We start from the raw sequence: 24593 nt of genomic DNA, 5'->3' as shown, positions 1-24593 counted from the left end.
TTAGCGACGAATGTATGAGTTGACCAAATTTTCTAGCATTTCTTGACGACCTGATTCTGGACTAGGGTTAAGGTTGTTTATCTCAACGTACTCGGCAATTTGACTTAATGTCATGTTACCGTTCAGAATATTTTGTCCCAATGTGTCCTGCCATTTCTCATAGCGTTTTTCCACTAGGTTACTAAGTGTTTGTTCTTCAAGCATGGCGGCGGCTTTTTCTAAGGACAGAGCAAGTGTGTCCATTGCGCCAATATGACCATGAAATAAGTCTTCCAGATCAATAGATTGACGACGCAGTTTGGTATCAAACATATAGCCGCCCGTTTGGAAGCCACCCGATTTAAGAATTTCATAGGTCGCGAGCGTGTATTCTTCGACACTGGTTGGAAATTGATCGGTATCCCAGCCTAGTTGAGGGTCACCCTGATTGGCATCAATGGAACCTAAAATACCCAATGAACAAGCCGTGGCGATTTCATGGTGAAAACTGTGGCCAGCTAGGGTGGCGTGGTTGGCTTCAATATTTACCTTGATTTCATTTTCTAGGCCAAACTCTTTTAAGAAGCCGAAAACGGTCGCCGTGTCATAATCGTATTGATGTTTGGTTGGCTCAGCCGGTTTTGGTTCGATTAACAAGGCTCCTTGAAAACCAATGGCGTGTTTATGCTCGACCACCATTTGCATAAAACGACCTAACTGGTTTCGTTCGCGTTTTAAATCTGTATTCAGTAAGGTTTCATAACCTTCTCGTCCACCCCATAGGACATAGTTTTCGCCTTTTAGTCGATGTGTGGCTTGCATGGCATGACACACTTGAGTAGCGGCATAGGAGAATATTTCAGGATTTGGATTGGAAGCCGCGCCGGACATGAATCTTGGATTAGAAAACGCGTTCGCGGTGCCCCACAATAATTTTATGCCTGTGCTTGCTTGCTTAGCCTCTAACACATCGACCATTTCAGCAAAGTTGTTAATGTATTCGCGAATATTCTTGCCTTCTGGTGCGATGTCGATGTCGTGGAAACTGTAATATGAAATGCCCAGTTTGGAAAAGAATTCAAAGGCGGCATCGGCTTTGAGTTTGGCTGCCTGCATTTCAGTGTCGGCATTAAACCAAGGGCGCTGAAACGTACCAGCTCCAAAGACATCACTGCCTTGCCAACAGAAATTGTGCCAATAACATGCTGCCATTCTGAGATGTTCTGCCATGGTTTTGCCCATGATTAACTTATCGGCTTGGTAATGTTTAAAGGCGAAGGGATTGGTCGATTCAGGACCTTCGAACTGTATTGGTTGAATGGTCGGAAAAAACTCGTTCATCTTGAACTCCTAAAGCTTGTTATTTTTGTTAACGTCCTTAGGCATCTTGGTTTTTTAGCGACTTAGCTGCAATTACGAAATTTCTTGGTTCCATTATAGATTTTATGGAAGGGGGGGATTTTGAGTAAGATTTAATAATTAAAACGACGTTTCTTTTTGTGGTATGATTTTGTTCACTAGATGATTTGTTGAGACTCCTTTGAACGCCGTATCCAAAGATAATCTTATTAAAAATGTTTCCGTTGCTTGGCCGTTAGCGCTGAACGCCATTTTAGTCCAATCCATGGTGCTGGTGGATTTGATGTTAATTGCCAATTTGGGGGAAGTGTCTGTCGCTGCGTTAGGTTTAGCGTCGGCCATTTTAGCGTTTTTCGTTGGAACGCAATACGCCTTAGCCAATGGTACTCAACTGATACTGGCCAGAGCGGTAGGGGCAAATGATCGTCACGCTATGTCTAGCAGCTTGGTAATTGGTTGGCTGATCAATGGTGGTTTCACATTGATAACCAGTTCTGTTCTATTGTTCAGTTTAGAAGGGCTGTTAAATTGGTTGGTTGATGATCCTTTCGTGGCGATACAAGCCTCTCGTTATCTGCAGATCAGCGCTTTTATGTTGCTGGTTTCTTCCTTTGCACAAGTCATGATCGCCTTTTTTAATGGTTCAGGTCAGACTCGCTTGCCTCTGTATGGCTACTTGATTGAAATACCGATTAATCTCTTGGTCAGCCTGACCTTGATTTATGGTTATTTAGGTTTTCCCGAATTGGGTCTGAGAGGCGCTGCAATTGGCAGTTTGGTGGCGGTGACTATCCGTTTTGGTTATTTAGCATGGCAGCTAAGGCGACAAGAAAATGTGTCGATCATGGTGTCGATAAAAGCCTTGAATGTCGCTCACGTCATCGCGCATTTGCGTGAGATTTTCCCCATAGCGGCCAATTTCGTTACGCTGGCTTCAGGGGTAATGTTGCACCAAATGCTATTTGCTCAGCTGGATGTCTATGCTTTTGCCGCCATCACTTTGGTGATGCCTTGGATGCAAATGGGTGCTCAATTCGTCACGTCTTGGGCATTAGCGACCGCCATTAACATCAGTCAGTTCAGAGGTCGCCAGCAATCACACTTAATCGCTGATTTTATCGAGCAGTCGGTACGCATTATTTTGCTGCTTGGCGTGGCATTGTGTTTGGTGTTTGTCGCCTTTGGCGAATGGTTGCCCATGATTTATCCAAGATTAGACGAGCAAACTCAGCAAGCATTAGCCGTGATTGCACCGATTTATGTCTTGATTCCATTAGTCAGAAGCTACAACGGTTTGTGTGGTCATTCTTTAAGAGCGTTGGGACAGAGCGTTAAGGTATTGCAAATCCATTTCGTCACTCAATGGGTGATTGGCATTCCTTATCTTATTATCGTCTTGTTTTTCCAAGGTCCTTTGTGGGCAGTATTTGGTTCCATTCTGCTAGAGGAGTGTTTGAAGGTGTATGCATTTAGAAAGCATTTGAAGCGTGAGCTTACTTTACTTGTGTCATCGGAGGTTGAAAAGAATCGACAGGGAGAAAACAGGGCTCCACCATGAACCCTGCCCAAAAGCGTTTATGAAAAACGTTTTTCCAAGTATTGAATAATGTCAGAGGATTCATATAACCATTCAACGTTGCCATTTTCTTCAATGCGCAAACAGGGCACTTTGACACGGCCACCACCAACTAATAAATCTTCACGATGTGGCGATCCTTCTGATGCACTGCGCTTTTCAATAGGAAGGTTAAACTTGTAGATAGCACGACGAGTCTTAATACAAAAAGGGCAAGCAAAGAATTGATACAACGCCAAATGTTGTGTTTCTTCGTTTACCTTGGCTTGTTGTTCTGGTGAGCGTTTCAATTTACGTCCGCGGGTAACAAGGTCAATCAGGGCGATAAGGCCGCCAAGCAAGTTGCGGATACATTTGATTAATAATGTCATATAAAGAAGCAAATCTATGGTTAAGGTGGATTAATCGTATTAACGAAAGCGCGATCATTGTAGTCCTAGATGCATTTGGTTCCTACCATTGTTTTTATTGGCGCTTAACGAAATGCTGTACTAATCTCAAATTAACTAAATAAAATGCCTTAAAAAAGATAGAGTTAGAATATGGAAAAGTCCGCTGAGTTTATGCGCTTGGTGTTAAATTCGATTGAAGAACATATTGCTGTTATAGATGTCAGCGGTGTTATCTGTTTTGTGAATCAAAGTTGGTCCAATTATGGGGATCAGAATCAATGTCTAAGCAATGACAAATGGACAGCCATTAACTATCTAAATATTTGTGATCAAGCATCACTGACGGGGGATGAATTTGGTTGTCAAGCCGGTGCTGGTATACGTCAAGTGATTTCAGGCCAGACGGCAAGCTATTCATTAGAATACCCTTGTCATAGTGATGAAGAACATCGCTGGTTTATTATGCATGTTTCGCCATTTGAGTTTGATAAAGACAATTATTATGTGATTACTCATCAGGATGTAACGGAGCGAAAATTAGCCGAACTGGCGGTAGAAAAATTGGCTCGTTTGGATGGTCTAACAGACATATACAATCGTCGAGCCTTTGATGAATTTTTACAGCAAGAATGGGAGTTGTGTTCGACATTACAACAACCAATTTGCCTTGCCGTCATAGATCTAGATCATTTTAAGCAACTCAATGACCGTTATGGGCATATAACGGGAGATGAGTGTTTAAAGCAAGTGGCTCAATTGCTTCAAAAGCTTTCAGACACTCCACGACGGTGGTGTGCCCGTTACGGCGGTGAAGAGTTTGCTTTAATTCTAGGTAACCTTGATGCCGTGATGGCCAGACAAGTCTGTGAGGAATTTTTTGAACAAATCCATCATTTGAAAATTCCTAATGACGGTTCTCCCATTGCGTCATTTATGACGGCGAGCATTGGTCTCGCTGAAGCCTGGCCAACCAATAAAACAAGCGCGGTGGATCTATTAAATAAAGCAGATACTTTACTTTATACGGCGAAGAAAAACGGCCGCAATCGCGTTGAGGTGTTATCCCAATCTCCAAACTCTGAAGTGAGTCAGCTGTCTGTAATATAAAATTACAAAAAAAGCGTTCACTTAAATTTCTTATGGTTTAGATTATTTAACCTATTTTTAAGGCTAGAGGGAATTGCCAGTGAAAAATGGGTTGAAACAACGAGTTTTAGAATGGCTTTTAGGCCATCGTGAAAAACCGTATCAATACACACATCATGCCGTCTTACTCATTGGTTCTCTCGTTTACCTATATTGCGCTGTGGCAAATTATGCGTTACATCTTGCTAGCTTGGCTAATGTGTTGGTTCAGCTTGCGCTAGTGCCTATTATTCTTTTTATCTGGTATTTATCCCGCTGGCATAACTATTTCAAGAGCATGGCGGTGCTCTTTATGCTACTAGTGACCCTAGTATCCTTGCCGATTAATTGGATCGGTAATGGCGGATACAGTGGTCCGACTTACTTTTTAAACTTAGGTGTGCTCATCTATATTTCCGTTGCCTTTCGAGATTTAGGCATTTATAGGCGATTGGGGCAAGCCTTGGCGATTTTAATGCCGATTCCTTTATTGATGCTTGAACGGCGCTATCCAGACCTGATTTTTAATCACGAGACAGTTGATTTACTTCAGCTTGACCTGACCATCAGCTTTGTTGTAACGGGCTTTTTTTTAATGTTGATGATGGAAAATTACTCTCGTCGTTTTAAGCTTGAAAGAGATAAAGCCACCAACTTGAGTGCGAAACTGCAATTATTGTCTGAACAAGATCCGCTAACGGGGTTAAGTAATCGTCGTGCCTTAGAGCCATGTTTAGATCGTTGGCGTGCAGAAGGAAGAACCTTTTGCTTGGCGTTAATTGATCTTGACCACTTTAAATCGATCAATGACCAATGGGGGCATAATTACGGTGATGAGGTATTGTGTGCCTTTGCTAAGGTTTTGTATGACCTCGCTAAACAGCAGCATGGACAAGCTATTCGTCTTGGAGGAGAGGAGTTTGTGCTTTTGCTGCCGCTGAATTTACAAATGACATTTGATTGTTTAATCCATATAGCAAATGAGTTTAAAGAGACTCAGCTTGAAAATGGTGTCACCACCTTTAGCGCGGGTGTGGCTCAAATACAGACGCAAGAAGAAAACCAAGCATTACTGAAACGAGCTGATGATCTTATGTATGATGCTAAAAGAGCTGGGCGTGACTGTATTAAAGTCTAAGCTCAAGACTTAATGAACAGGCTTACCTGCTAAATCAATTCAATGCCCGCGAAAGGCTATTGCTCTTCAAATTAACTTGCCATAAAAGGTGGTTTGAGCAACTCTGGTGGTTGTCTGGATTTGCGAAAGGGAAATCACCTTGTTATGTCAATTCTCTTGTCTGCTTTGCCAATATTGCTACTGATTTGGGGGATGACCAAGCGTCATCCGGTTCCGTCTCACATCGCTTTACCCGCTACAGCATTATTGGTTGCAGTGATTCAATATGGTTATTTTGAAGCAGATGTACGTCTGATGCTAGCAAATAGTGTGGCGGGCATATTGTCTGTTCTGACGCCTATATCCATCGTCGCAGGCGCTATTTTACTGAACCGAGTGTTGTTTTATTCGGGGGCTGAAGCGGTGTTGAGTCGTTGGCTGAAAAGCGTGAGTCGTAATAAAGTGGCGCAACTAATGATCATAGGTTGGGCGTTTGCTTTTATGATCGAAGGCGCGTCTGGTTTTGGTACACCAGCTGCGATTGCGGCGCCTATATTAATTGGTTTGGGCTTTCCTATCATGCCCGTAGCCGTCCTGACGTTAACGATGAATTCCATTCCCGTGTCCTTTGGAGCCGTTGGTACGCCAATTTGGTTTGGTTTATCGGGCTTGTCCTTAACCGCTGAAAGTTTGAATAAGGTGGCTCAACACACGGCCTTACTAAATACGCTAGCGGCCTTTGTGATTCCAATAATGGCTTTGCGTTTTGTGGTTTCTTGGCAGCAAATTCGCTCTAACTTGGTGTTTATTTTATTAAGCATTCTATCCTGTACTGTCCCTTATGTTTTGGTGGCGCAGTGGAATCTCGAATTTCCAGCCTTGGTTGGTGGTGCCGTGGGCGTTATTTTGAGTGTCATCTTAGCGACTCGTGGTGTGGGTTTAGATGCATCCACAACAAATCAGAGCGGCGAAAAAGTATTGGATTCAAGAGAGATAATGAAAGCCTTATCGCCATTTATGTTGTTAATTGCGATTTTGTTGCTGACACGGCTTCCCAGTGTGGGTTTAAAACAGTGGTTAAACTCTACGGTGCCAATAGGGCAATGGACATCGTATATAGGTGAGTTTGAAGTAAGTCGATCTCTGGTGTTAGGACTACATCATATTTTAGGAACAGACATCAGTTGGCAATATAAAAGTTTATATGTGCCCGCTCTTATTCCTTTTGCCTTGGTGGTATTCGTTTGTGTTCCGTTATTTCGTATGTCGTTGCAGCAAGTCAAGTTAGCAATAAACGATACCGGAAGCCGATTGCGACGGCCTTGTGTGTCCTTGATTGGGGCGTTGGTGATGGTGAATTTGATGATGCAAGGAGAGACATCATCCCCTATGTTTTTAATTGCTCAAGGATTTTCCCAAATATTAGGCGAAAGTTGGGCTTATACGGCGGCATTGTTGGGGGCGCTGGGTTCCTTTTTTTCAGGCTCTGCGACGGTTTCCAACCTTACTTTTGGTGGCATTCAATTGGACATTGCACAATCGGTCGGCTTGCCAGTAGAGTTGATTTTAGCCTTGCAATCCGCGGGTGCGTCGATGGGGAATATGATCTGTATTAATAACATCATTGCTGTCTCTACTATTGTTGGCCTCAGTAATAAAGAGGGGGTCATCATTACGCGTACTCTGCGGCCTATGTTGGCTTATGCTTTGGTCGCTGCTTTGTACTCGTATGGATTCCTGTGGCTGCTTTAGGGAGGATAAGAGTGGCAAAGGTTTTTGTATTCGAAACGTTGAAAGAAGGCTTCCCGAATTTTAACCACAATCAAGGACGTCGTTTTCGCAGGGAGTTTGTGACTCAAAAAGCGTTTCCTTTGTATCTGGTGGGTGAAGGTTACTCTCCTTGGTTGATGAGGTTAAAATGGAATTGAAAGGCGAGTATTTGTTGGAGCAGGCGAAATTATATCGCCCTCGATAACCTGATATGTGATGGACGCTGTGATAAAAAAAGGCCAGTCGTATGACTGGCCTTGTTGTTTGTCACTGTTATTCAGCATGACAGGTATTGGAAGATATTACTTATCCGCTTCGTTTTTTGCCTGTTGCTTTTCGAAACGTTTTTCCCAGAAGTCTGCCCCTTTAATACCAAGGGACTTAGGGTCAAAAGTATAGTCTTTAACGCCATTCGCTTTCTGTTGTTCGTAATCTCTCAATGCTTTCATGGTCGGTTTCGCCATGAAGAAGATTAATAGAATCCCCACGATGTTTAACCAAGCCATCAAGCCAACACCCACGTCACCTAGGTTCCAAATGTAACCTGCAGTGTTTACCGTACCGTACGCGACCATGAACATGATTAGTAGTTTCACTAAGGTTAGTGGAATATTAATCTTTAATGCACGACGCAAGTAAGCGACGTTGGTTTCGGCAATGTAGTAATACGCGAGAATGGTTGTGAAAGCGAAGAAGAACAAAGCGATTCCAACAAAGGCGGATCCAGTATGTCCAAATACACTGGCTAGTGCCATTTGAGTAAAGGCTGGAGAGGCAATGATGGTTGAAGGATCAACGTTTTGTACGATGAATTGACCTTCTGCCAATGAACCTTGTACGTTGTACTGCTGCGTGATCAAGATCATCAACGCGGTTGCGGTACAAATAAACAGAGTATCAATGTAAACCGAGAAGGCTTGTACTAAACCTTGTTGTGCTGGGTGTTGTACTTCTGCTGCTGCCGCGGCATGTGGACCAGTACCTTGGCCAGCTTCGTTAGAGTAAACACCACGTTTTACCCCCCAACCAATGGCCGCACCGAAACCCGCTTGAGCGGTAAAGGCATCAGAGATGATCAGACCAAAAATACCAGGCACTTTATCAAGGTTTAAGAAAACGATGATCAACGCCATGATGATGTAACCAAACGCCATGAAAGGCACAATCACCTGCGTGAAGTTAGCGATACGCTTGATACCACCAAAAATGATGAAAGCCAAAACAACGAGAATAACCGCAAGAGCAACCAGTTTCGTTAAACCTACTTCACCAAAAGAACTGGTGACCATAGTGCCTTCGCCAAATACTTGAGTAACGGCATTACCTACTGAGTTGGCTTGAATGCCTGGTAAGAAAATACCACAAGCGATAATAGAAGATAGGGCAAACAACACGCCCAACCATTTCCAGCCTAGGCAGCGCTCAAAATAGTAAGCAGGGCCACCACGGTACTGACCGTTTTCACTCACTTTGTAGATCTGACCTAATGTCGACTCGGCGTAAGCCGTGCTAGCGCCCAAGAAGGCCACAACCCACATCCAGAATACCGCACCAGGACCACCGAAACCGATGGCGGCAGCAACACCGGCAATATTACCAGTACCAACGCGACCAGACAGTGATACAGCCAATGCTTGGAAAGACGAAATGCCTTTGTCAGACGGATTGCCGTTGAACAACAAAGTCCACATTTCTTTGAAATGACGAACTTGTGCAAAACGCGTCAGAATTGAGTAGAAAAGACCTGCACCAAGACAGAGATAAATTAAGGCAGGGCTCCAAATGATCCCGTTCAGGAAATCAATGAATGCTTGCATAGTGAATCCTCGAGTATAAGCTCTGTGAGCTTTTTTAATTGTTATATTCCTTGTGAAGAAACAAAGCTTGTGGCCTGTTTTCTTCGTACTGAGAATGCGCACTAAAATCCATAAGTAAGCAACTTAACATTAAGAAAAAAGTGTGCACCTTAGTGGGGCAAATCTATCATGATTCCCAGCATTAGGCTATTTAACATCGGCAAAAAATGCCCTTAATAAAAAAATCCCGACACCATAAAGGCTATCGGGACAGCAGGTGAGGATAGGGAAGACATTGCGCCTTATAAGTTAATCAGTGTTGGGCGGGCTAGTGGTAATCGAATTTTATTAGATAAATCCTTAGCCCGTGATCAAGTCAATTTAAACAGCTTTTATGAAGTGCAACATTTGTCCACTTCCCTTGGTTTGGTGGAGATGGGGTTAGGTATTTCCATTGTGCCGAAACTGGCAATGCCCTTGGGTAGCGCCTCGGTTTTAACGTCGCGACCTTTGAAAGGTCAACAAATTGACCGATCGATTGGCCTAGTAAAGCGTAGTTCAACATCGCTTTCTCCTGCCGCGGATTTGTTTATCAATATCCTGCTAGAACGCTGGTCTGTCGTGGCTAAAGAAACGCTTTAGTTTTAAGTGTTTTTACTGAAGATGAGCGCTTTTAGTCCACTTTCTACATCAATGTCGGGAAACTCTGGAGGGTTCTCTAGACGGTACTGAAAGTCTAATTCAGGGGCTTCAGTTTGCATGCTATCGATTAAGAATTGAGCGGGTAAGTTTGGGTCATTGATGCAGGCCAAAACCTGACCTTTTTCATTCAGTAAGTCTGGTAGTCGGCGTAAAATTTTCTGATAATCTGTGGTCAGAGCAAAGCTGCCTTTTTGGAAGCTAGGCGGATCAATAATGATGAGGTCATACGGCGCGTATTTTTTGATCTTCCCCCAAGATTTAAAAATATCATGAGCAAAAAAATTCACTTTATTTAGATCATGGTCATTTAAACGATGATTGTCTCGACCTCGGCTGAGAGCACCTTTAGCCATGTCCAAGTTGATCACCAGATCTGCCTGTCCTTTCATGGCGGCGACGGAAAACCCACAAGTGTATGCAAACAGATTTAAGACACGTTTGTTCTGGCTGTTTTCGGTGACCCAGCGACGGCCATAACGCATGTCCAGAAATAATCCTACGTTTTGGTTTCTTCCCAAGCTGAGTTGAAATGTTAAACCCTCTTCATCGACAATAAGGTCCTTTTCTCCTTCTCCCCAGATTGCTTGGGTTGGATGATTGGGCAGATAGCGATATTGCATAAGAATGGCTTTGACATTACTGCTTGGCCATACCTCATGCTGCGTCCAAGAGGTAAGTTCTGCGATAAGACATTGCTCATCTGTCGAAGTCATTTCCTTAAATAGGCTGACAAACAATTGCCCAGCCATAAAATCGACGGTAATTTGTTCTAAGCCTTCAAAGCATCGCCCCCGCCCATGGAAGAGCCTTCTCACTTGGTTTGGCGTTTGCGGTAATTGAGTCACAATATGCTGGGTTAAGGTGTTGAGAATAGCTGGGGTCATGGTAGCCGTTTTTTACTTTTAGAAGGGCGTATTGTACTGATTGGGGAATTCTTTACCATCATGAATTGATGAGAATAAGAAGACCGAGCCGATTGGCTCGGTCAATGACTCTTAAGCGGTTTTTTTCCAGCGCCAAGCATCAATGAGTAAGAAGAGAATCAAACTTACCCCCATAACCGGCATACTCAAGCCAAGAGCAAGTGCTACGCCAAACGTAATGACTTTTTGAACGTTTGTCAGCTTGCTCCATGCTTGTAGTAAGGGTTTGGACGTCGAACCTGCACTAGGACGTCGAATCCACCACATTTTGTAACCCCAAACGATCATTACACAAACAGACAATCCAAACAGGGTTAACAAAATTTGATTGGGAATACCAAACAAGACTCCCATATGGGCATCGATGCCCCAGCGGATTAACTTAGCGACCAGAGGGAAGGTGTCGAAGTCGGCACGACTGGTTACTGTCATGGTACTAGTGTCTACTGCTACGCTGTCTACTTGCGTTGGCCAAGAGCGGTCAATTTCACGAACAAACCAAGCTTTTTGGCCTGTTCGGTCGGGTTTGATTTCGATTTTGTTCGCATCAATGCCAGCCTCACGAGCCGTTTTTAGAACCCCATCAAACAGCAAATCAGAATGATGAGTCGCGGCGTTTGGTGCTGCCATTTGCGAAGAGTCGTGATGAGCATGGTCGGCGTGTTCATCGTTTTGTTGAGTGGTCTGCTGTGATGACAGACTAAGATCAACGGATGGCGTAACCCAACCTATGGACGCCCTTAAACTACCGATATTGCTACCGGCCCATTTTGACCAAGTCAAACCTGTTACAGAGACAAAAATGAGTCCCACAAAGATCCATAAGCCAAGTTGATAATGACGACGGCGTTGACGTAAGTGTTTTGTTTTTTCGGCGACTTCCGCACGATTTTTTTTGCCACCTTTGTACCATAAGAATAGACCACCGAGTGCCGCAATCCATAACCAAGAGGCCGCTAGCTCACTGTAATAACGCCCCACTTCACCAAGTAATAACTGACGATGAAAAAAGTCAATGGTGGTGCGAATTGGCAGTACGCCACTGGTGCCATAAACAGGTAAGTTACCTTTCAAATCGAGTGTGACAGGATCAATAAATAATGCCCTTGCCCCCGTTAAACGAGCTGTTGAGTCTAAAAACATAACACGTGTGTTATCCCCGACTTCTGGCGCTGGACGCACAGCGAACAAGGTTAAGTCACGGTTTAGATGAGACCGAGCGGCCGCAATTTGATTGGCTAACGGTTGATAATCACCACGACTTTGAGTGGTTAACGCGTCTTTATAGACAGCGTGCTCAATCTGTGGTGATAGTATGTATAAAGTGCCGGTTAAGGCCGCGATAAAGATAAATGGACCAACAAACAAGCCGACATAAAAATGCAGGCGTGTGATCAGAAGCAACAACGCATTGGATGAGGCTTCGTTTTTTATTTGACTAGACATAGTTTCTCTCAGTTTACTTGGCACAAATGTGCCCCTGAACATCATGTTCACTATTGTTTTTTTAACGGATGGTAAAACGAGAATGTTGTGGTGGTGCTCGAGGGTTAAGAGGGGTGAATATGGCTAGGTATTTACGGACCAAGGTCGCATAAATAATACTGGGATACGTTTCTTTATCTAATGGGACAATGGTAAAGCTTCGTGCATCTAGCCAACTTAAATGAAAGAGCAGAGAGCAGTATCCACATGCCTCTAGTAGGTTAGTGCTGCCTTCAATTTGGGTATGATGCCCATGATGCCCCATGGTATTTGAACTGGCTGGTTGAGGAGAGTGGGGAAGTGGATGATCTGTTGCGTGGTGTGTAGAGCCATGATGTTGCTGGGCCGAATGCGAGTGCTCTGCAGCCATTGGTGTGCTCACGCTGTCTTGCAGTGTTTTGGCTAATTGAGAGTAGAGTGGACCGAAATAGATTAAAAACACGCAAAACAAAGCCAAAAAAACACCAACGTGTGTTTTGGCTTTGTGGATGGAGAGTCGGGGCGTGAAGACAGTCAGCATGCTTTCTTGATGATAGAAAGGTAAACCGCTAGGCCGTTTTTATGTCGTGGCCATGCTCTTCAGCAGAAGAAACAATGCATTCTCCAGCCATATTGGGTGCCGCACCAACGGAATACTTATCTTCAGTCATACCTGGTAGCCACTTTTCTAACCAGTCTACAGCCGAGATTTCTAATCCTTTAAAATCAGGGTAGTCTTTTGCGGCCCAATGTAAAGCCATGGCTTCGTCTGGCCAAACTGGAAGCACTTGGTCTGCGTTAAGGGGAATCACCAAACAACCCTGTTCGTCCGCCAAGGTCCAAATAGAATGTCCTTGGTGGATTCTTTCGACCATCTTGCTATAACGATCGTTGCTGGTTAAACGGAAAAAAGTGTCGTCGAATTGTGTGTCAGACATGAAATACAACCTGATATGTAAAATTGTCGGCGATCATAGCACATTGCTTTGGGCTTGATAAAAGTTTTCGCCTTCCATGGCGACTGAATCGAATCACGGTTTATGGATTAAAAAGGGTGTCGATTTTCTGCAAATGCTTTTGCTGATCGTCGGAGGGCATCCAACTGCCTTCGATGCCATTACGAGCCAATTGATAAAGCTCTTGTTTGCTAATCTGTGTCCGCTCAATCAGTACTCGGTAGTTGTCATTCATGTAGCCTCCAAAGTAGGCGGGGTCGTCTGAATTAACGGTGGCTTTTAGACCCAGTTTTAACATGGTGCGTATCGGATGTTCTGCCATGTCATCCACCACACAAAGTTTGAGGTTAGACAATGGACAAACTGTCAAAGTCAGTTTTTGCTTGGCAATTTCAGCGACTAGATCATCGTCCTCAAGGGCGCGATTACCATGATCAATTCGCTGTACTTTGATCAAATCCAAGGCCTGCCATACATACTCTGGTGGCCCTTCTTCACCTGCGTGAGCGGTAATCTTTAGCCCTAAATCTCGGCATGCAGTAAAAACATTGGCGAACTTTTCTGGCGGGTGTCCCACTTCCGAGCTGTCTAAACCAACGCCGTCAATCCAATTTAGGAAAGGCTTGGCTTCTTCAAGGGTTTGAAAAGCACTGTCTTCACTTAAGTGACGTAAGAAAGACATGATGAGTTGGTAGGTCATGCCCCATTGTTTTCTCGCATCCTCAAGGGCACGACGAATCCCCGTAATTTGAACCTCAAACGGAATGCCTCGCTCTGTATGACCTTGTGGGTCAAAGAATATTTCGACATGTACCACATTTTCACTGTGCACTTTTTCCAAATACGCCATCGTCAGGTCGTAGAAATCGGCTTCCTGAAGAAGTACGGACATACCTTGATAGTACAGGTCCAAAAAGTCTTGTAAGTTGGTAAATTGGTAGGCCTCTTTAAGCGCGTCAACCGTGTCATATTTGAGAGCAATTTGGTTGCGTTGAGCAATGGCAAACATCTGCTCAGGCTCAAAGGTACCTTCAATATGAAGATGTAATTCGGTTTTGGGCATGGCTTGGGATAGAGCTACCAATGACGCTGTATTATCCATGATATTACCTTTCAAACTTGGTGGTTGCGATTCATACAATAAACTATAACGAATAACGCAACACTTTACGCGGCATCTGTCGCGTAGTGAGATGATGAATTTAAAAAGAGGGGGAATATACAGCCAGCAGGGCTGGCTGTATAGGGATTTTAGCGAGGAATTTCGTCTGTAATACCTTCCACATACCAATTCACTTGAGCAAGCTCTTCGTCAGTAAGTGAGTGGCCTTCAGGTACAACAATATTACCTTTATTATCTTTGATGGGTCCGGTAAACGGTTTCAGTTCACCTGATTTGATTGCGGCATAGGTTTCTTTAATTTTAGCTTTAACGTCCGCAGGTAAGTTTGGATTGATGGATTCAATCGTTAGCATGTCTTCCTTGAAACCGCCCCAATAATCGCTAGGCTTCCAAGTGTTGTTCATTACCGCTTCAGCAACGCCAACATAATAAGGTGTCCAGTTATCTCGAACTGAGAACATATGCGCTTCAGGTGCGAATTTACTCATGTTTGACGCTTGGCCAATGGATCGCATACCGCGTTTTTCTGCGGCAATTTGTGGGGCTGGGCTGTCAGTATGTTGAATCAAAATATCGACACCTTGGTCCATTAGGGCATTGGCCGCATCGGTTTCTTTACCTGGATCGTACCAAGAATTCACCCAAACGATTTTAATTTTAACGTCAGGATTGACCTTTTTCGCTGCCATGTAAACCGTATCAATATCACGAATTACTTCTGGAATCGGGAAGGAAGCAATGTAACCAATCGTGTTGGTTTTTGTCATCATACCAGCGGCCACACCAGAGACATATCGACCTTCGTAAGTACGTAATACATACGTACCTACGTTACGAGCACGTTTGTAGCCAGTGGCGTGTTCGAAGGTGACTTTTGGAAAACGCTTAGCCACTTTCACGGTAGGGTTCATGAAGCCAAAAGAGGTCGTGAAGATCAAATCATTCCCTGCTTTTGCCAATTGCGTAATCACACGCTCTGCATCTGCCCCTTCCGGTACGTTTTCAACATAGGTCGTTTCGACCTTGTCACCAAAGTGCTCTTCAAGACCGATACGGCCCAGATCATGTTCATAACTCCAGCCTAGATCTCCGACTGGGCCAACGTATACAAAGCCGACTTTTAATGGGTCTTCGGCTTGAACGGCACTGGCTCCCGCCAGAAGTCCCAAGCTAAGCAGTAACGATTTCATTTTCATGTTGTGCTCCTATTGTGTGCCCTAAGGGCTTATTGCTCTTCGTAGTTGAAGTGGTTAATTATGAGCTTACGCCATGTTTCTAGGGTCAAATGGTTTCCCTAGAGACCGAGGTGCAAGCAGTTTTTCTTTAAAGTGGTCAGCACTGATGATCACCATAACAATGACGGTGGCCACGTAAGGCAACATGGCCAATAGGTTCGGCGATATAGACCAGCCCAATCCTTGTAAAACTAAATGCATAATGCTGGCCAATCCGAATAAATATGCTCCGAGCATGATTCGACCAATGCGCCAAGAAGCGAATACCACTAAAGCCAGGGCGATCCAACCGCGACCAGAGGTCATGTTTTCTACCCACATAGGAGTGTAAACAAGTGACATGTAAGCGCCGGCAATACCTGCCATAGCACCACCAAACATGATGGCTAAGTAACGAACTTGTAGGACTTTAATGCCAATGGCATTCGCGGCATTGGGATTTTCTCCGACGGCTTTTAGTGTTAGACCAATACGGGTTTTGTTGACCACAAAATAGAGGGCAATGGTGATAGCAAATGACAGATAGACTAGAATGTCATGCTTGAATAAAATCTCACCGAGATATGGGATCTCGGACAGCAAAGGAATGTCAATTGGTGCAAAGCCTTGAATGGTTTGTCCCACCACACCCGAACCAACAAAGGCACTTAAACCTGTGCCGAATATGGTTAACGCTAAACCAGTGGCGACTTGATTGGCACCGAGCTGAAGGACCAGAACGGCAAAGATTAAACTCATTAAGGAGCCCATTATCATTGCTGCGAGAACACCAAGCCCCATACTTCCAGTCGTATAGGCGGCTAAGAATCCGACCACAGCGCCCATTAGCATCATGCCTTCTTGTCCCAAGTTTAGGATGCCGGATTTTTCACAAATGACTTCTCCTAAAGCAATAAATAATAATGGGGTGCCTGTTTTAATGGCGGCGAACAAAATTTGAGTGATTAGATCTGCGTCCACAATGAGCTCCTAGTTCGTCGCTTGGTTAGAAAGCGTAAGACGGTTATTAATGAAGAAATCGCAAGCCAACAAGAAGAACAGCAGTACCCCTTGGAACATGCTGACAACGGCGACAGGGATACCCATTTCAATTTGTGCTAAATCGCCTCCCATATAGAGAATGGCCATAAAGACGGCGGCTAATATCGCCCCAATGGGATGTAAGCGACCTAGATAGGCAACGATGATGGCGGAATAACCGTAACCGGGTGATACGTTGGGTACCAACTGTCCAATCGGGCCGGTGGTTTCACTTACGCCCGCTAAGCCTGCCAGTGCGCCTGCGAACAGCATGACAAACCAACTGAGCTTTTTGCTGTTAAAACCAGCATATTTTGCAGCCGGTTCGTCAGCGCCTAATACTCTTATTTGGAACCCCAAATGGGTTTTAGACAGAATGAACCAGCCAATGAAGCCGGCTAAGACGGCAAACACAATACCAAGGTGAATGCGACTGAACTCAAATAAAGTCGGTAGTAGGGTGGCATCAGAGAATAAGGCTGACTCAGGAAAGCCAAATCCTTGTGGGTCTCGCAATGGCCCGTGAACGGCCCAAATTAGTAGATATAAGGCAATGTAGTTGAACATGATGGTGGTTAATATCAGGTTAGAATTAAAGCGCAGCTTTAAAAAAGTGGGGATAGCAGACCACAACATGCCAGATACGATGCCGGCTAATAAGGTAATGGGAAGGGCCATGACAGATTCTGAATCGATGAAATAAAGTGCCATGGCGGAGCCGCCTAAGGCGCCAGCTAGTAATTGTCCTTCTGCACCAATGTTCCACATATTAGCGCGATAGCATATGGCGAGGCCAACGGCGCAAAGTAACAGCGGTCCCATTTTGACGAACATTTCGCCAATGTTGTAACTGTCTGATAACGGCGCTATTAGTAATACGTGTAATGCTTGGATCGGATCTTTGCCGATGGCTGAAAATAAGAGACAGCCAAATAATAGCGTGAGGGCAATCGCGATGATGGGGGAAGCGAATTTCATTAATGTACTTGGCTCTGTGCGAGCTTGAATGCGGATCATGATTGTGTCTCTTGTGTTAATTCGCGTTGCGTGTCAATAAATGTCCCTGCCATCCATTGACCAATTTGATCAATGTTAGTGTCTTGAGTTTTGACTTGAGGCGATAGATGACCGTCACAAATAGCTGACATGCGATCCGCGAGGAGAAAAAGCTCGTCGATGTCTTCTGAAATTAACAGAATGGCGGCGCCTTGATCTCGTAGGTCTAATAACGCTTGATGAATCGCGAGGGCGGCACCAACATCAACGCCCCATGTTGGGTGTGCGCAAATGAGGAGCTTTGGGTTTTGACCGATTTCTCGTCCCATGATGAACTTTTGTAAGTTGCCTCCGCTTAGGCTTTTGGCTTCTGAAAATTCACCATGACACTTCACGTTGTATTTTTTGATTAAACGACTGGCATACTCTTTTGCCTCTTGCCATTGTACTAAACCGTTTTTGATAAAGCCTGTGCTATGAGTTAACAAGGTGTTTTCAGTCAAGCTCATATCTGGTACCGCACCACGCCCCAGTCGTTCTTCTGGTACATAAGCCATACCAAGTTTGCGTCTGTCTCCCGCAGATAAGTGACCAATGTACATCTGATCGAGGCTCAAACTGGTTTTATTCGCACGATGGTCTTCGCCACTGATAATGGCCATGAGTTCGTCTTGGCCATTCCCCGCTACACCGGCAATGCCAAGAATTTCACCCGCTTTAAGTTCAAACTGAATGTTTTTTAAGCTGGTGCCAAAAGGTTGTTTTGAGGGAAGAGACAGCTTGTTGGCGCTGAATAGGGTATGAGTGCCTTCCTTTTTAGTGTACTGGGTTTCTTGCTCTGCTAGATCTCCGACCATCATTTTGGCGATCGAAGCAGGGGTTTCTTCACTTGGTACACAGGTATCAACGACTTTACCACCACGTAAAATGGTGGCTTGATGGCAAATTTCAGTAACTTCATGCAATTTATGACTGATAAATAGAATGCTACAACCTTCTTTAGAGAGGGTTCTAAGTACATCAAATAAGCCGGAGACTTCTTGCGGCGTCAGTACCGAGGTTGGTTCATCTAGAATAAGAAGCTTCACAGACTGAACTAGGCAACGCATGATTTCAACACGTTGTCGTTCGCCAATGGAAAGGGAATGAACGTATTTGTGTGGATCAACATTTAACCCATACTCTTCGGAGAGTTGGCGTATTTTCGAGGCTAAATCCCCAATGTTATCAAGATGTTTTTGACTTAAACAAAGTTCGATATTTTGGCTGACGGTTAAGGTTTCAAACAAAGAGAAATGCTGAAACACCATGCCAATGCCTAAATCTCTAGCGGTAGAAGGGGATTTAATCGTCACTTCTTTACCATCCCAAAGGATGTCGCCTTTGTCTGGCGCAACAACGCCATAGATGGTTTTTACTAGGGTGCTTTTACCGGCACCATTTTCGCCTAGTAAAGCATGAATTTCCCCAGGTTGTAGACATAAATTGATGCTGTCGTTAGCAAGACAGCCAGGGTATTGCTTAGTGATGTCGATTAACTCTAAGCGTGAAGCGGTTTGTTGTTTATTCAAGGTACTGGCACCATTTTGTCTAAGCCGTTCATCGGCTTGCAAGAGCAACTTCTAGTGTAGTGCATACTTATGAAGCTGTTTTGGTGTCTCGCACCATTTTGGAGCTCTGTATGTACGTTACTTGTGCGCTTACAAGGCGAAATGTTATTTTTTGACCGATTAGTTAAACTTTGTTGCTTTCTAGGTTATTCCATATCAATATTCGTGCCAAAATAAGAAATAAATGTGGGTGACTTAATGAGATTCAGAACTCCTTGTCTTAGCTCATATTAATAAATGAACAAGAGTCAACTGACAGTAGGAAAAAGCTTATGCATTCGGTAGAATGTTTTAATTGATTATTAATAGAAGTCGACCATTACGCTTCTCTAATGATTCAGAACCGCTTTAGATTGGGAATTCCGTGTTTTCTTCGCTTAAAAAAATAATACATACGATTTTGCACTTTGGCTTTAAAGACGATTATGCCAATGATGTAAACCAGAAGCATGTGGTGAATTTCTCCTACCTGATTTTTTGCTTTGCCAGTGTCTTTTTGATTGTTATGTTTTCACAGCCGTTTTCCCCTCTGGTTGTGATTGTATCCATCTTGAGTCTTCTATTTGCCTGTTTGGGATTACGTTATAATTATCGCGGGCAGTTTTCTCGCGCCCAGATTCTAATGCCGATTTTAAAAATGTCTCAGGTCACTATTTTAACCCTGTTTTATTTCGGCTCAGAAAGTGGCTTTCATTTTCTTCTGGTGCATGTGATTGCGTATTCTTTTATTGTTTTCCGTGCTGACCAAAGGTTTGTTAAAGGTCTTATCGTGGCCATTACTGCCTTATTGTTTTTGATGTGTGAATACTTGAGTTTAAAAGGCTTATATCTGACAGAATCTAAGCAAAGCTTTATGCTGGTCTCGGTATTCTTTTTTATTGCGTTGTATTTTTCCATCGTTATCAATTTAGTGATGAGCCGTTTGAAATCCGTCAATCAACATTTAAGAGTGTTGGCTGAAAAAGACGAATTAACTGGATTATCCAATCGACGTAAAGTGCTAGCCGATGCCGTTAATATTTTTGCCGATTGTGTGATTAATCATGATACCTGTGTTTTTGCGATTGTGGACTTGGATCACTTTAAAAAAATTAACGATACGTATGGTCATGAGGCAGGTGATTTTGTTTTGGCCAAAGTGTCTGCGAAAATGCAATCCGTTATTCGGACAACGGATAAAATCGGGCGTTACGGTGGAGAAGAGTTTATTATATTGATGCCAAAGACCAAACTGGCGCAAGCTGAATTGGTGATGGAGCATTTGCGCCAAACGATAGCGGGTTTAACCATTGAAACTGAAAAAGGAATTATCATTCCTGTGACGATCAGCATTGGTTTAGCTCCGATCACGTCTGAGGTTACTCGTTACGAAGAGATTCTAGCGTCTGCTGATAGAGGTTTGTATGCAGCGAAACGAAGTGGTCGTAACCGAGTTTCTGTCTCCCCTGATTTTCAAGATTGAAATTGTTCGTTTTCTATTGACATATGAGTTGTCCACTTTCTCTGTGGATAAGCTTGTTGGCTAAATTCTTAATTCCCTATGAATACTGAGAGAGGTCTTTCTTGCTCAAAATAATACATACTTGTGTGGATTACTGGGTAATCGAAAAACCCGCTGGAATGAGTTTTCATGCTGAGTCTGATTCGATGGGGGTTATGGAGTCCTTGCATAAAGATTATCCAGAATGTGATTTTTATCCCGTGCATCGATTGGATAAAATGACGTCAGGAATCTTGCTGGTGGCTTGTACCAAAGCCGCGGCGACTTTATTTGGTGAGTTATTCAGCCAACATAAAATGGAAAAACGTTATCTAGCCTTATCGCTACGCAAACCAAATAAAAAACAAGGTACAATTACGGGCGGGATGCAGGTCAGTCGAAGAGGTCAGTGGAAACTGACAAAAGATAAAGATAATCTGGCCGTGACACAATTTTTTTCCAGCTATATAGACGGCAAAAGACTGTTTTGGCTAAGACCCTTGACGGGCAAGACGCATCAGATTCGTGTGGCATTAAAAAGTGTGGCGGCGCCTATTTTGGGTGACGAACGATATGGTGGTGGCGCGTCGGATCGAGGGTATTTACATGCCTACTCAATCGCGTTTGAATGGCGTGGTGAGCCTGTTTGTTATCAGGTTTCGCCTTCTTTAGGGGAGCATTTTAGTCCGCTTTTATTGGATCATGTGGTGAATCACTTTGATGAAGCTAAACTTAAGTGGCCACAACTCAAACACTAATTAAGACTTGGTTAGTCGCATCTAATCAAGAAGGAAATTGAATGAAAAATATTATTGCCTATTGCCGATCTGGTTTTGAAAAAGATTGTGCTGCTGAGTTGTCTGATCTGGCGGCCAGTAAGGGCTTTTATGGTTACGCTAAATTAGAAGCAAATTCGGGTTATGTGGTATTTTGCTTTGAACAGGAAGACGCTGGTGAAAATTTGATTCAGCAGTTGAACTTTAATCGTATTATATTTGCTCGCCAGATCATTGCGGCAAATGATCTCTTATCTTTGGAGCAAGGTGGTCGAGTTCAGTCCTTACTAGAAGCGGCCAGGGAATTGCCCTTGGCTGAGGATATTTGCATTGAAACCGCTGATACGAATGAAGCCAAATCGCTGTCCGGCTTGATCAAAAAATTAGACAAGCCTTTGCGAGAAGGTTGGAAGCGCTCAGGCGTTCTAAGAAACAAAGCCGTTGGTGTTCGTCATCATGTATTTATGTTGGATGGGCAATCGGCTTACCTTGGTGTGTCGTATGCGGCTTGTCGTAGCGAATTTCCGATGGGAATTAGACGCTTACGTTTTCCGGCGGCAGGGCCGAGTCGTTCAACGCTCAAACTGGAAGAGGCTTTTCTTCAATTTGTGCCTCAGCAAACACTTGAAGATGACCTAATTGAAGGTATGACAGCGGTTGACCTTGGGGCTGCTCCAGGCGGTTGGACTTATCAGTTTGTGAAGCGTGGTATTCATGTGATTGCCGTTGATAATGGGCCGATGCAGAAAGAGCTGATGTCGACGGGATTGGTGCAACACGAGAAAGCCGATGGTTTTAAATTTGAGCCGCCGCAAACGGTCGATTGGCTGGTGTGTGATATGGTGGAAAGGCCGGTTAAAGTAGCCGATTTGATGGCTAATTGGTTGGCGAAAGGCTTTACTCGTCGAGCGGTTTTCAATTTAAAATTACCCATGAAAAAACGTTACCAAGAAGTCAGTTTGTGCTTAGCAAATATGGAGTCTTTACTGAAAAAAGCCAAGGTTAGATATGAATATCAAGTTAAGCATTTATATCATGATCGCGAAGAAGTGACGGTTTGCATCATGGTGAAGTAATACTCTACAGAATAAGAAGAGCGCGAGTAAGGTTTGCACTTTACTCGCGTTTTTTTTGACTAGATGGATTCGCTTGATCGAAAAGCAATGTAGCCCATGGCTTCTTCCATAAGCTCGTCACGCTGATACACGTCGTTGCGGAATTCCGGCATGCCGTTAGCGTTTGGTACAACGGTAAAGTACACCAGATAAACCGGAATGTAGCTTGGTAATGACACCACACTGTTTGAGTTGTTTTTTAGTTTGTTTAGCATGTCATTATAAGACTTGGAGCCTTTGGTGATTTGCTTGGCAAACTCATGTGGGTCTTCTAGACGAACACAACCTGAGCTAAAGGCTCTGTTTCTTTCTCTGAACAAGTGTTTTGCTGGCGTGTCATGCAGGTAAATTTCGTTTTTATTCGGAAACATAAACTTGAATTGGCCTAGTGCATTCCCTTCATCGGGTTCTTGTTCAAAGCGGTACGCGAGTTTTTCTGGGCTGATGTTTTTCCAATCGATTTTGGTTGAATCCAATTCTTTTGCACCAATGCTCCAACTTGAATACAGCTTATAGCCATGCTTTATCAAATAATTTGGATCTGACTGTAATTTAGGCAGTAAGTTTTCTCTGGCAATTCGATGGGGAACTCGCCATGTTGGATTGGTGACCATATAGGTCATTAAGCCTTTAAACACTGGGGTTTTTCGTTCTGCTTTGCCAATGACCACCTTCATCGATGTCAGTTCACCATTGAGGTGCATATCAACCGTGTAGTTGGTTAAATCTACCCAGATTCGATTGGCTTCTAGTTCGCTTGGTAGCCAACGCCACCTTTCCAGGTTGTAGGCAATCTGCTTGGCTCGAGTGGCCAGTGGCACATTAAGCATTTCAATGGTTTTTGAACCGGCGGCACCATCTGCGATAAGGTGGTGACGGCGTTGGAAGTTCTGTAAGGCTTTTTTCAGCCGAGAATCGAACCTATCTTCTTGTATCTTACGGGTGGAGAAGCGAATATCGCCGAGTTGAACGAGTCTGGCTCTAAGTTGGGCAACGCGTGGTCCTTCGTCGCCAAGTGAGAGCGGCACGCCTGCTTCAATTAAGATGTCTTTTTCTTTGGCAGCAAGATCTTGGTAATAAACTAACCATTTCTGTAACACTTGATATTGTGGACTGCGCGGTGCAAGCAAGGGTAAAGAATTGACCATGCTGGCAGCAGAATCAAGATACAGTAGATCTTTCCAGTTATTGTTGGGCGCGTCTAGTTGCCAGTTTGGGTCAATCAATAGGGGTTCGTAACGGCCGTTACTTAAATCGTGAGCATAGCTGGTGAGGGCAATGGTCGCAATGACGTCCATTTCCGCGAGTTGCTGAGAACTTGGCTGCTTTAATTCAAGATAGTTTTTGATAATGTCAGTATGGTAATGAATTGGATTTAAACCATGTGTGTGAGCTTCTTGCAAGATATCGACAAGCTTATAAATAGACATGTCGATGGTCTTATCTTTAATCCAAACAGGCTCATAGCCTCTTGCTTTATAGGCTGCTAATACGGTGTTATTGGGTAACGCTTGACCGGCGACAGGTGTAAAGGCGTTGAGCGTTAAAGAGACTTGTTCTTTGACGCTGGTGGCGATTTGCGCTTCACTGGGTGGGTCTATCACGAATTGTGGTTTGTTGCTTTGCGAGGAGCAAGCACTTAAAAATAAGCCTAGGCAGAAAACAGGAACAAACTGCTTTAGGGATTTCATATGGTTTTCCTTGACGGTGAACTTTTTAAGAAAGCGGTGTCATTTTCTAAAATAGAGATAATGGTTAACGCTTCTTCTCTTGAGCTGCCACAAATGTCTTCATCGGGCATAAAACTAGCGCAAACCTTTGGTCTGGCTGGATCATTAAAAATGGCGCAGCGGAAATCCTCTAGGAGTTGGACGCAGGGTTCACCTGCCGCTTTGCCATTTGGCATGCCAAGTATAGCGGAGCTAATAGAGGGGGCGGTGCAGCAAGCACCACAACCAGACCGACATTGCATGTTTCATTACCTGTATTGTAACTGGATACTGTAAAGATATAGGAGTCTTTACAAAATGATACTCTGTGCCGCCATTTTAGAGTATCGGATTGATGGGTCATAGGGGA

General features: G+C 43.9%; 23 protein-coding genes. 9 read left to right on the top strand and 14 right to left on the bottom strand.

The annotated features are described in order from the left end of the window. Positions 1–1320, bottom strand: coding sequence for a xylose isomerase (xylA, locus tag OA79_RS11255; RefSeq protein WP_063333343.1), 1320 nt, complete (start codon positions 1318–1320; stop codon positions 1–3). 199 nt (positions 1321–1519) lie between these two features. Here xylA and OA79_RS11250 point away from each other — a divergent pair, with 199 nt between their 5' ends. Then, positions 1520–2896 carry an MATE family efflux transporter gene (locus tag OA79_RS11250; protein ID WP_063333342.1) on the top strand — a complete coding sequence of 459 codons (1377 nt, stop codon included), beginning with the start codon at positions 1520–1522 and terminating at the stop codon, positions 2894–2896. 17 nt (positions 2897–2913) lie between these two features. On the opposite strand, the gene OA79_RS11245 is transcribed toward OA79_RS11250, so the two are convergent. Then, complete coding sequence (locus OA79_RS11245; protein ID WP_063333341.1) at positions 2914–3285, bottom strand: glutathione S-transferase N-terminal domain-containing protein; 372 nt, start codon at positions 3283–3285, stop codon at positions 2914–2916. Positions 3286–3456: 171 nt separating this feature from the next. On the opposite strand from OA79_RS11245, the gene OA79_RS11240 reads away from it, so the two are divergent. From OA79_RS11240 to OA79_RS18230, 4 genes are all read left to right on the top strand, one after another. Next, positions 3457–4413: a GGDEF domain-containing protein gene (locus OA79_RS11240; protein ID WP_063333340.1), complete on the top strand. Its 957-nt coding sequence runs from the start codon at positions 3457–3459 to the stop codon at positions 4411–4413. A gap of 79 nt (positions 4414–4492) precedes the next feature. After that, positions 4493–5569: a GGDEF domain-containing protein gene (locus OA79_RS11235; protein ID WP_063333339.1), complete on the top strand. Its 1077-nt coding sequence runs from the start codon at positions 4493–4495 to the stop codon at positions 5567–5569. 144 nt (positions 5570–5713) lie between these two features. After that, complete coding sequence (locus OA79_RS11230; protein WP_063333338.1) at positions 5714–7300, top strand: L-lactate permease; 1587 nt, start codon at positions 5714–5716, stop codon at positions 7298–7300. 11 nt (positions 7301–7311) lie between these two features. Next, entirely contained in the window at positions 7312–7476 is a 165-nt protein-coding gene (locus OA79_RS18230) for a hypothetical protein (RefSeq protein WP_156486258.1), read from the top strand. A 144-nt stretch (positions 7477–7620) separates the two neighbouring features. Here the strand turns inward: OA79_RS18230 and OA79_RS11225 are convergent, their stop codons facing one another. Further along, positions 7621–9135 (bottom strand): alanine/glycine:cation symporter family protein, encoded by a 1515-nt coding sequence (locus OA79_RS11225; protein ID WP_063333337.1) that lies wholly within the window; start codon positions 9133–9135, stop codon positions 7621–7623. Between the two features lie 234 nt (positions 9136–9369). Between OA79_RS11225 and OA79_RS11220 the strand changes: the two genes are divergently transcribed. After that, entirely contained in the window at positions 9370–9756 is a 387-nt protein-coding gene (locus tag OA79_RS11220; protein WP_331709326.1) for a LysR substrate-binding domain-containing protein, read from the top strand. Between the two features lie 2 nt (positions 9757–9758). Here OA79_RS11220 and OA79_RS11215 read toward each other — a convergent pair whose 3' ends face one another. The 9 genes from OA79_RS11215 to OA79_RS11175 all read right to left on the bottom strand — a co-directional run bounded on the left by OA79_RS11215 (position 9759) and on the right by OA79_RS11175 (position 19104). Beyond that, positions 9759–10700: a class I SAM-dependent methyltransferase gene (locus OA79_RS11215; protein ID WP_063333336.1), complete on the bottom strand. Its 942-nt coding sequence runs from the start codon at positions 10698–10700 to the stop codon at positions 9759–9761. Between the two features lie 111 nt (positions 10701–10811). Next, positions 10812–12185, bottom strand: a complete 1374-nt coding sequence (locus OA79_RS11210) for a PepSY-associated TM helix domain-containing protein (protein ID WP_063333335.1) — start codon at positions 12183–12185, stop codon at positions 10812–10814. 61 nt (positions 12186–12246) lie between these two features. Then, positions 12247–12744, bottom strand: a complete 498-nt coding sequence (locus OA79_RS11205) for a DUF2946 domain-containing protein (RefSeq protein WP_063333334.1) — start codon at positions 12742–12744, stop codon at positions 12247–12249. A gap of 28 nt (positions 12745–12772) precedes the next feature. Further along, positions 12773–13141 (bottom strand): DUF2750 domain-containing protein, encoded by a 369-nt coding sequence (locus OA79_RS11200; protein ID WP_063333333.1) that lies wholly within the window; start codon positions 13139–13141, stop codon positions 12773–12775. A 100-nt stretch (positions 13142–13241) separates the two neighbouring features. Beyond that, positions 13242–14261: an adenosine deaminase gene (locus tag OA79_RS11195; RefSeq protein ID WP_063333332.1), complete on the bottom strand. Its 1020-nt coding sequence runs from the start codon at positions 14259–14261 to the stop codon at positions 13242–13244. A gap of 149 nt (positions 14262–14410) precedes the next feature. Beyond that, positions 14411–15478 (bottom strand): BMP family ABC transporter substrate-binding protein, encoded by a 1068-nt coding sequence (locus OA79_RS11190; protein WP_063333331.1) that lies wholly within the window; start codon positions 15476–15478, stop codon positions 14411–14413. Between the two features lie 66 nt (positions 15479–15544). Beyond that, complete coding sequence (locus OA79_RS11185) at positions 15545–16477, bottom strand: ABC transporter permease (RefSeq protein ID WP_063333330.1); 933 nt, start codon at positions 16475–16477, stop codon at positions 15545–15547. Positions 16478–16486: 9 nt separating this feature from the next. Next, the gene (locus OA79_RS11180) at positions 16487–17554 is read right to left on the bottom strand and encodes an ABC transporter permease (RefSeq protein WP_063333329.1); all 1068 of its coding nucleotides are present in this window, start codon (positions 17552–17554) and stop codon (positions 16487–16489) included. Then, the gene (locus OA79_RS11175) at positions 17551–19104 is read right to left on the bottom strand and encodes an ABC transporter ATP-binding protein (RefSeq protein WP_063333442.1); all 1554 of its coding nucleotides are present in this window, start codon (positions 19102–19104) and stop codon (positions 17551–17553) included. Before OA79_RS11175 ends, OA79_RS11180 begins: the two co-directional genes overlap by 4 nt. A gap of 403 nt (positions 19105–19507) precedes the next feature. On the opposite strand from OA79_RS11175, the gene OA79_RS11170 reads away from it, so the two are divergent. The 3 genes from OA79_RS11170 (at position 19508) to rlmM (ending at position 22475) form a co-directional block, all read left to right on the top strand. Beyond that, positions 19508–20605, top strand: coding sequence for a GGDEF domain-containing protein (locus OA79_RS11170; protein ID WP_063333328.1), 1098 nt, complete (start codon positions 19508–19510; stop codon positions 20603–20605). 101 nt (positions 20606–20706) lie between these two features. Beyond that, positions 20707–21381, top strand: a complete 675-nt coding sequence (locus OA79_RS11165; RefSeq protein ID WP_063333327.1) for a pseudouridine synthase — start codon at positions 20707–20709, stop codon at positions 21379–21381. Between the two features lie 41 nt (positions 21382–21422). Beyond that, on the top strand, positions 21423–22475 hold the full coding sequence (gene rlmM / locus OA79_RS11160; protein WP_063333326.1) for a 23S rRNA (cytidine(2498)-2'-O)-methyltransferase RlmM: 1053 nt from the start codon (positions 21423–21425) through the stop codon (positions 22473–22475). A 59-nt stretch (positions 22476–22534) separates the two neighbouring features. Here the strand turns inward: rlmM and OA79_RS11155 are convergent, their stop codons facing one another. Together OA79_RS11155 and OA79_RS18365 are read right to left on the bottom strand one after the other, a co-directional pair. Next, positions 22535–24205, bottom strand: coding sequence for a L,D-transpeptidase family protein (locus OA79_RS11155; protein WP_063333325.1), 1671 nt, complete (start codon positions 24203–24205; stop codon positions 22535–22537). Then, a complete protein-coding gene (locus OA79_RS18365) occupies positions 24202–24486 on the bottom strand; it encodes a YkgJ family cysteine cluster protein (RefSeq protein ID WP_082825456.1) in 285 nt (94 codons plus the stop codon). Before OA79_RS18365 ends, OA79_RS11155 begins: the two co-directional genes overlap by 4 nt. Between the last annotated feature and the right edge of the window lie 107 nt (positions 24487–24593).

This window comes from Marinomonas sp. TW1 (genome assembly GCF_001625355.1).
Taxonomy (GTDB): domain Bacteria; phylum Pseudomonadota; class Gammaproteobacteria; order Pseudomonadales; family Marinomonadaceae; genus Marinomonas.
The sequence above is the reverse complement of the archived record's forward strand: the minus strand, read 5'-3'. Positions and strand labels throughout refer to the sequence as shown.

Coding starts and splice junctions, on each gene's coding strand:
- xylA (WP_063333343.1), bottom strand. CDS start 1,320: ATGAACGAGTTTTTTCCGACCATTCAACCAATACAGTTCGAAGGTCCT.
- OA79_RS11245 (WP_063333341.1), bottom strand. CDS start 3,285: ATGACATTATTAATCAAATGTATCCGCAACTTGCTTGGCGGCCTTATC.
- OA79_RS11240 (WP_063333340.1), top strand. CDS start 3,457: ATGGAAAAGTCCGCTGAGTTTATGCGCTTGGTGTTAAATTCGATTGAA.
- OA79_RS11230 (WP_063333338.1), top strand. CDS start 5,714: ATGTCAATTCTCTTGTCTGCTTTGCCAATATTGCTACTGATTTGGGGG.
- OA79_RS11225 (WP_063333337.1), bottom strand. CDS start 9,135: ATGCAAGCATTCATTGATTTCCTGAACGGGATCATTTGGAGCCCTGCC.
- OA79_RS11215 (WP_063333336.1), bottom strand. CDS start 10,700: ATGACCCCAGCTATTCTCAACACCTTAACCCAGCATATTGTGACTCAA.
- OA79_RS11210 (WP_063333335.1), bottom strand. CDS start 12,185: ATGTCTAGTCAAATAAAAAACGAAGCCTCATCCAATGCGTTGTTGCTT.
- OA79_RS11205 (WP_063333334.1), bottom strand. CDS start 12,744: ATGCTGACTGTCTTCACGCCCCGACTCTCCATCCACAAAGCCAAAACA.
- OA79_RS11200 (WP_063333333.1), bottom strand. CDS start 13,141: ATGTCTGACACACAATTCGACGACACTTTTTTCCGTTTAACCAGCAAC.
- OA79_RS11195 (WP_063333332.1), bottom strand. CDS start 14,261: ATGGATAATACAGCGTCATTGGTAGCTCTATCCCAAGCCATGCCCAAA.
- OA79_RS11190 (WP_063333331.1), bottom strand. CDS start 15,478: ATGAAAATGAAATCGTTACTGCTTAGCTTGGGACTTCTGGCGGGAGCC.
- OA79_RS11180 (WP_063333329.1), bottom strand. CDS start 17,554: ATGATCCGCATTCAAGCTCGCACAGAGCCAAGTACATTAATGAAATTC.
- rlmM (WP_063333326.1), top strand. CDS start 21,423: ATGAAAAATATTATTGCCTATTGCCGATCTGGTTTTGAAAAAGATTGT.
- OA79_RS11155 (WP_063333325.1), bottom strand. CDS start 24,205: ATGAAATCCCTAAAGCAGTTTGTTCCTGTTTTCTGCCTAGGCTTATTT.
- OA79_RS18365 (WP_082825456.1), bottom strand. CDS start 24,486: ATGCAATGTCGGTCTGGTTGTGGTGCTTGCTGCACCGCCCCCTCTATT.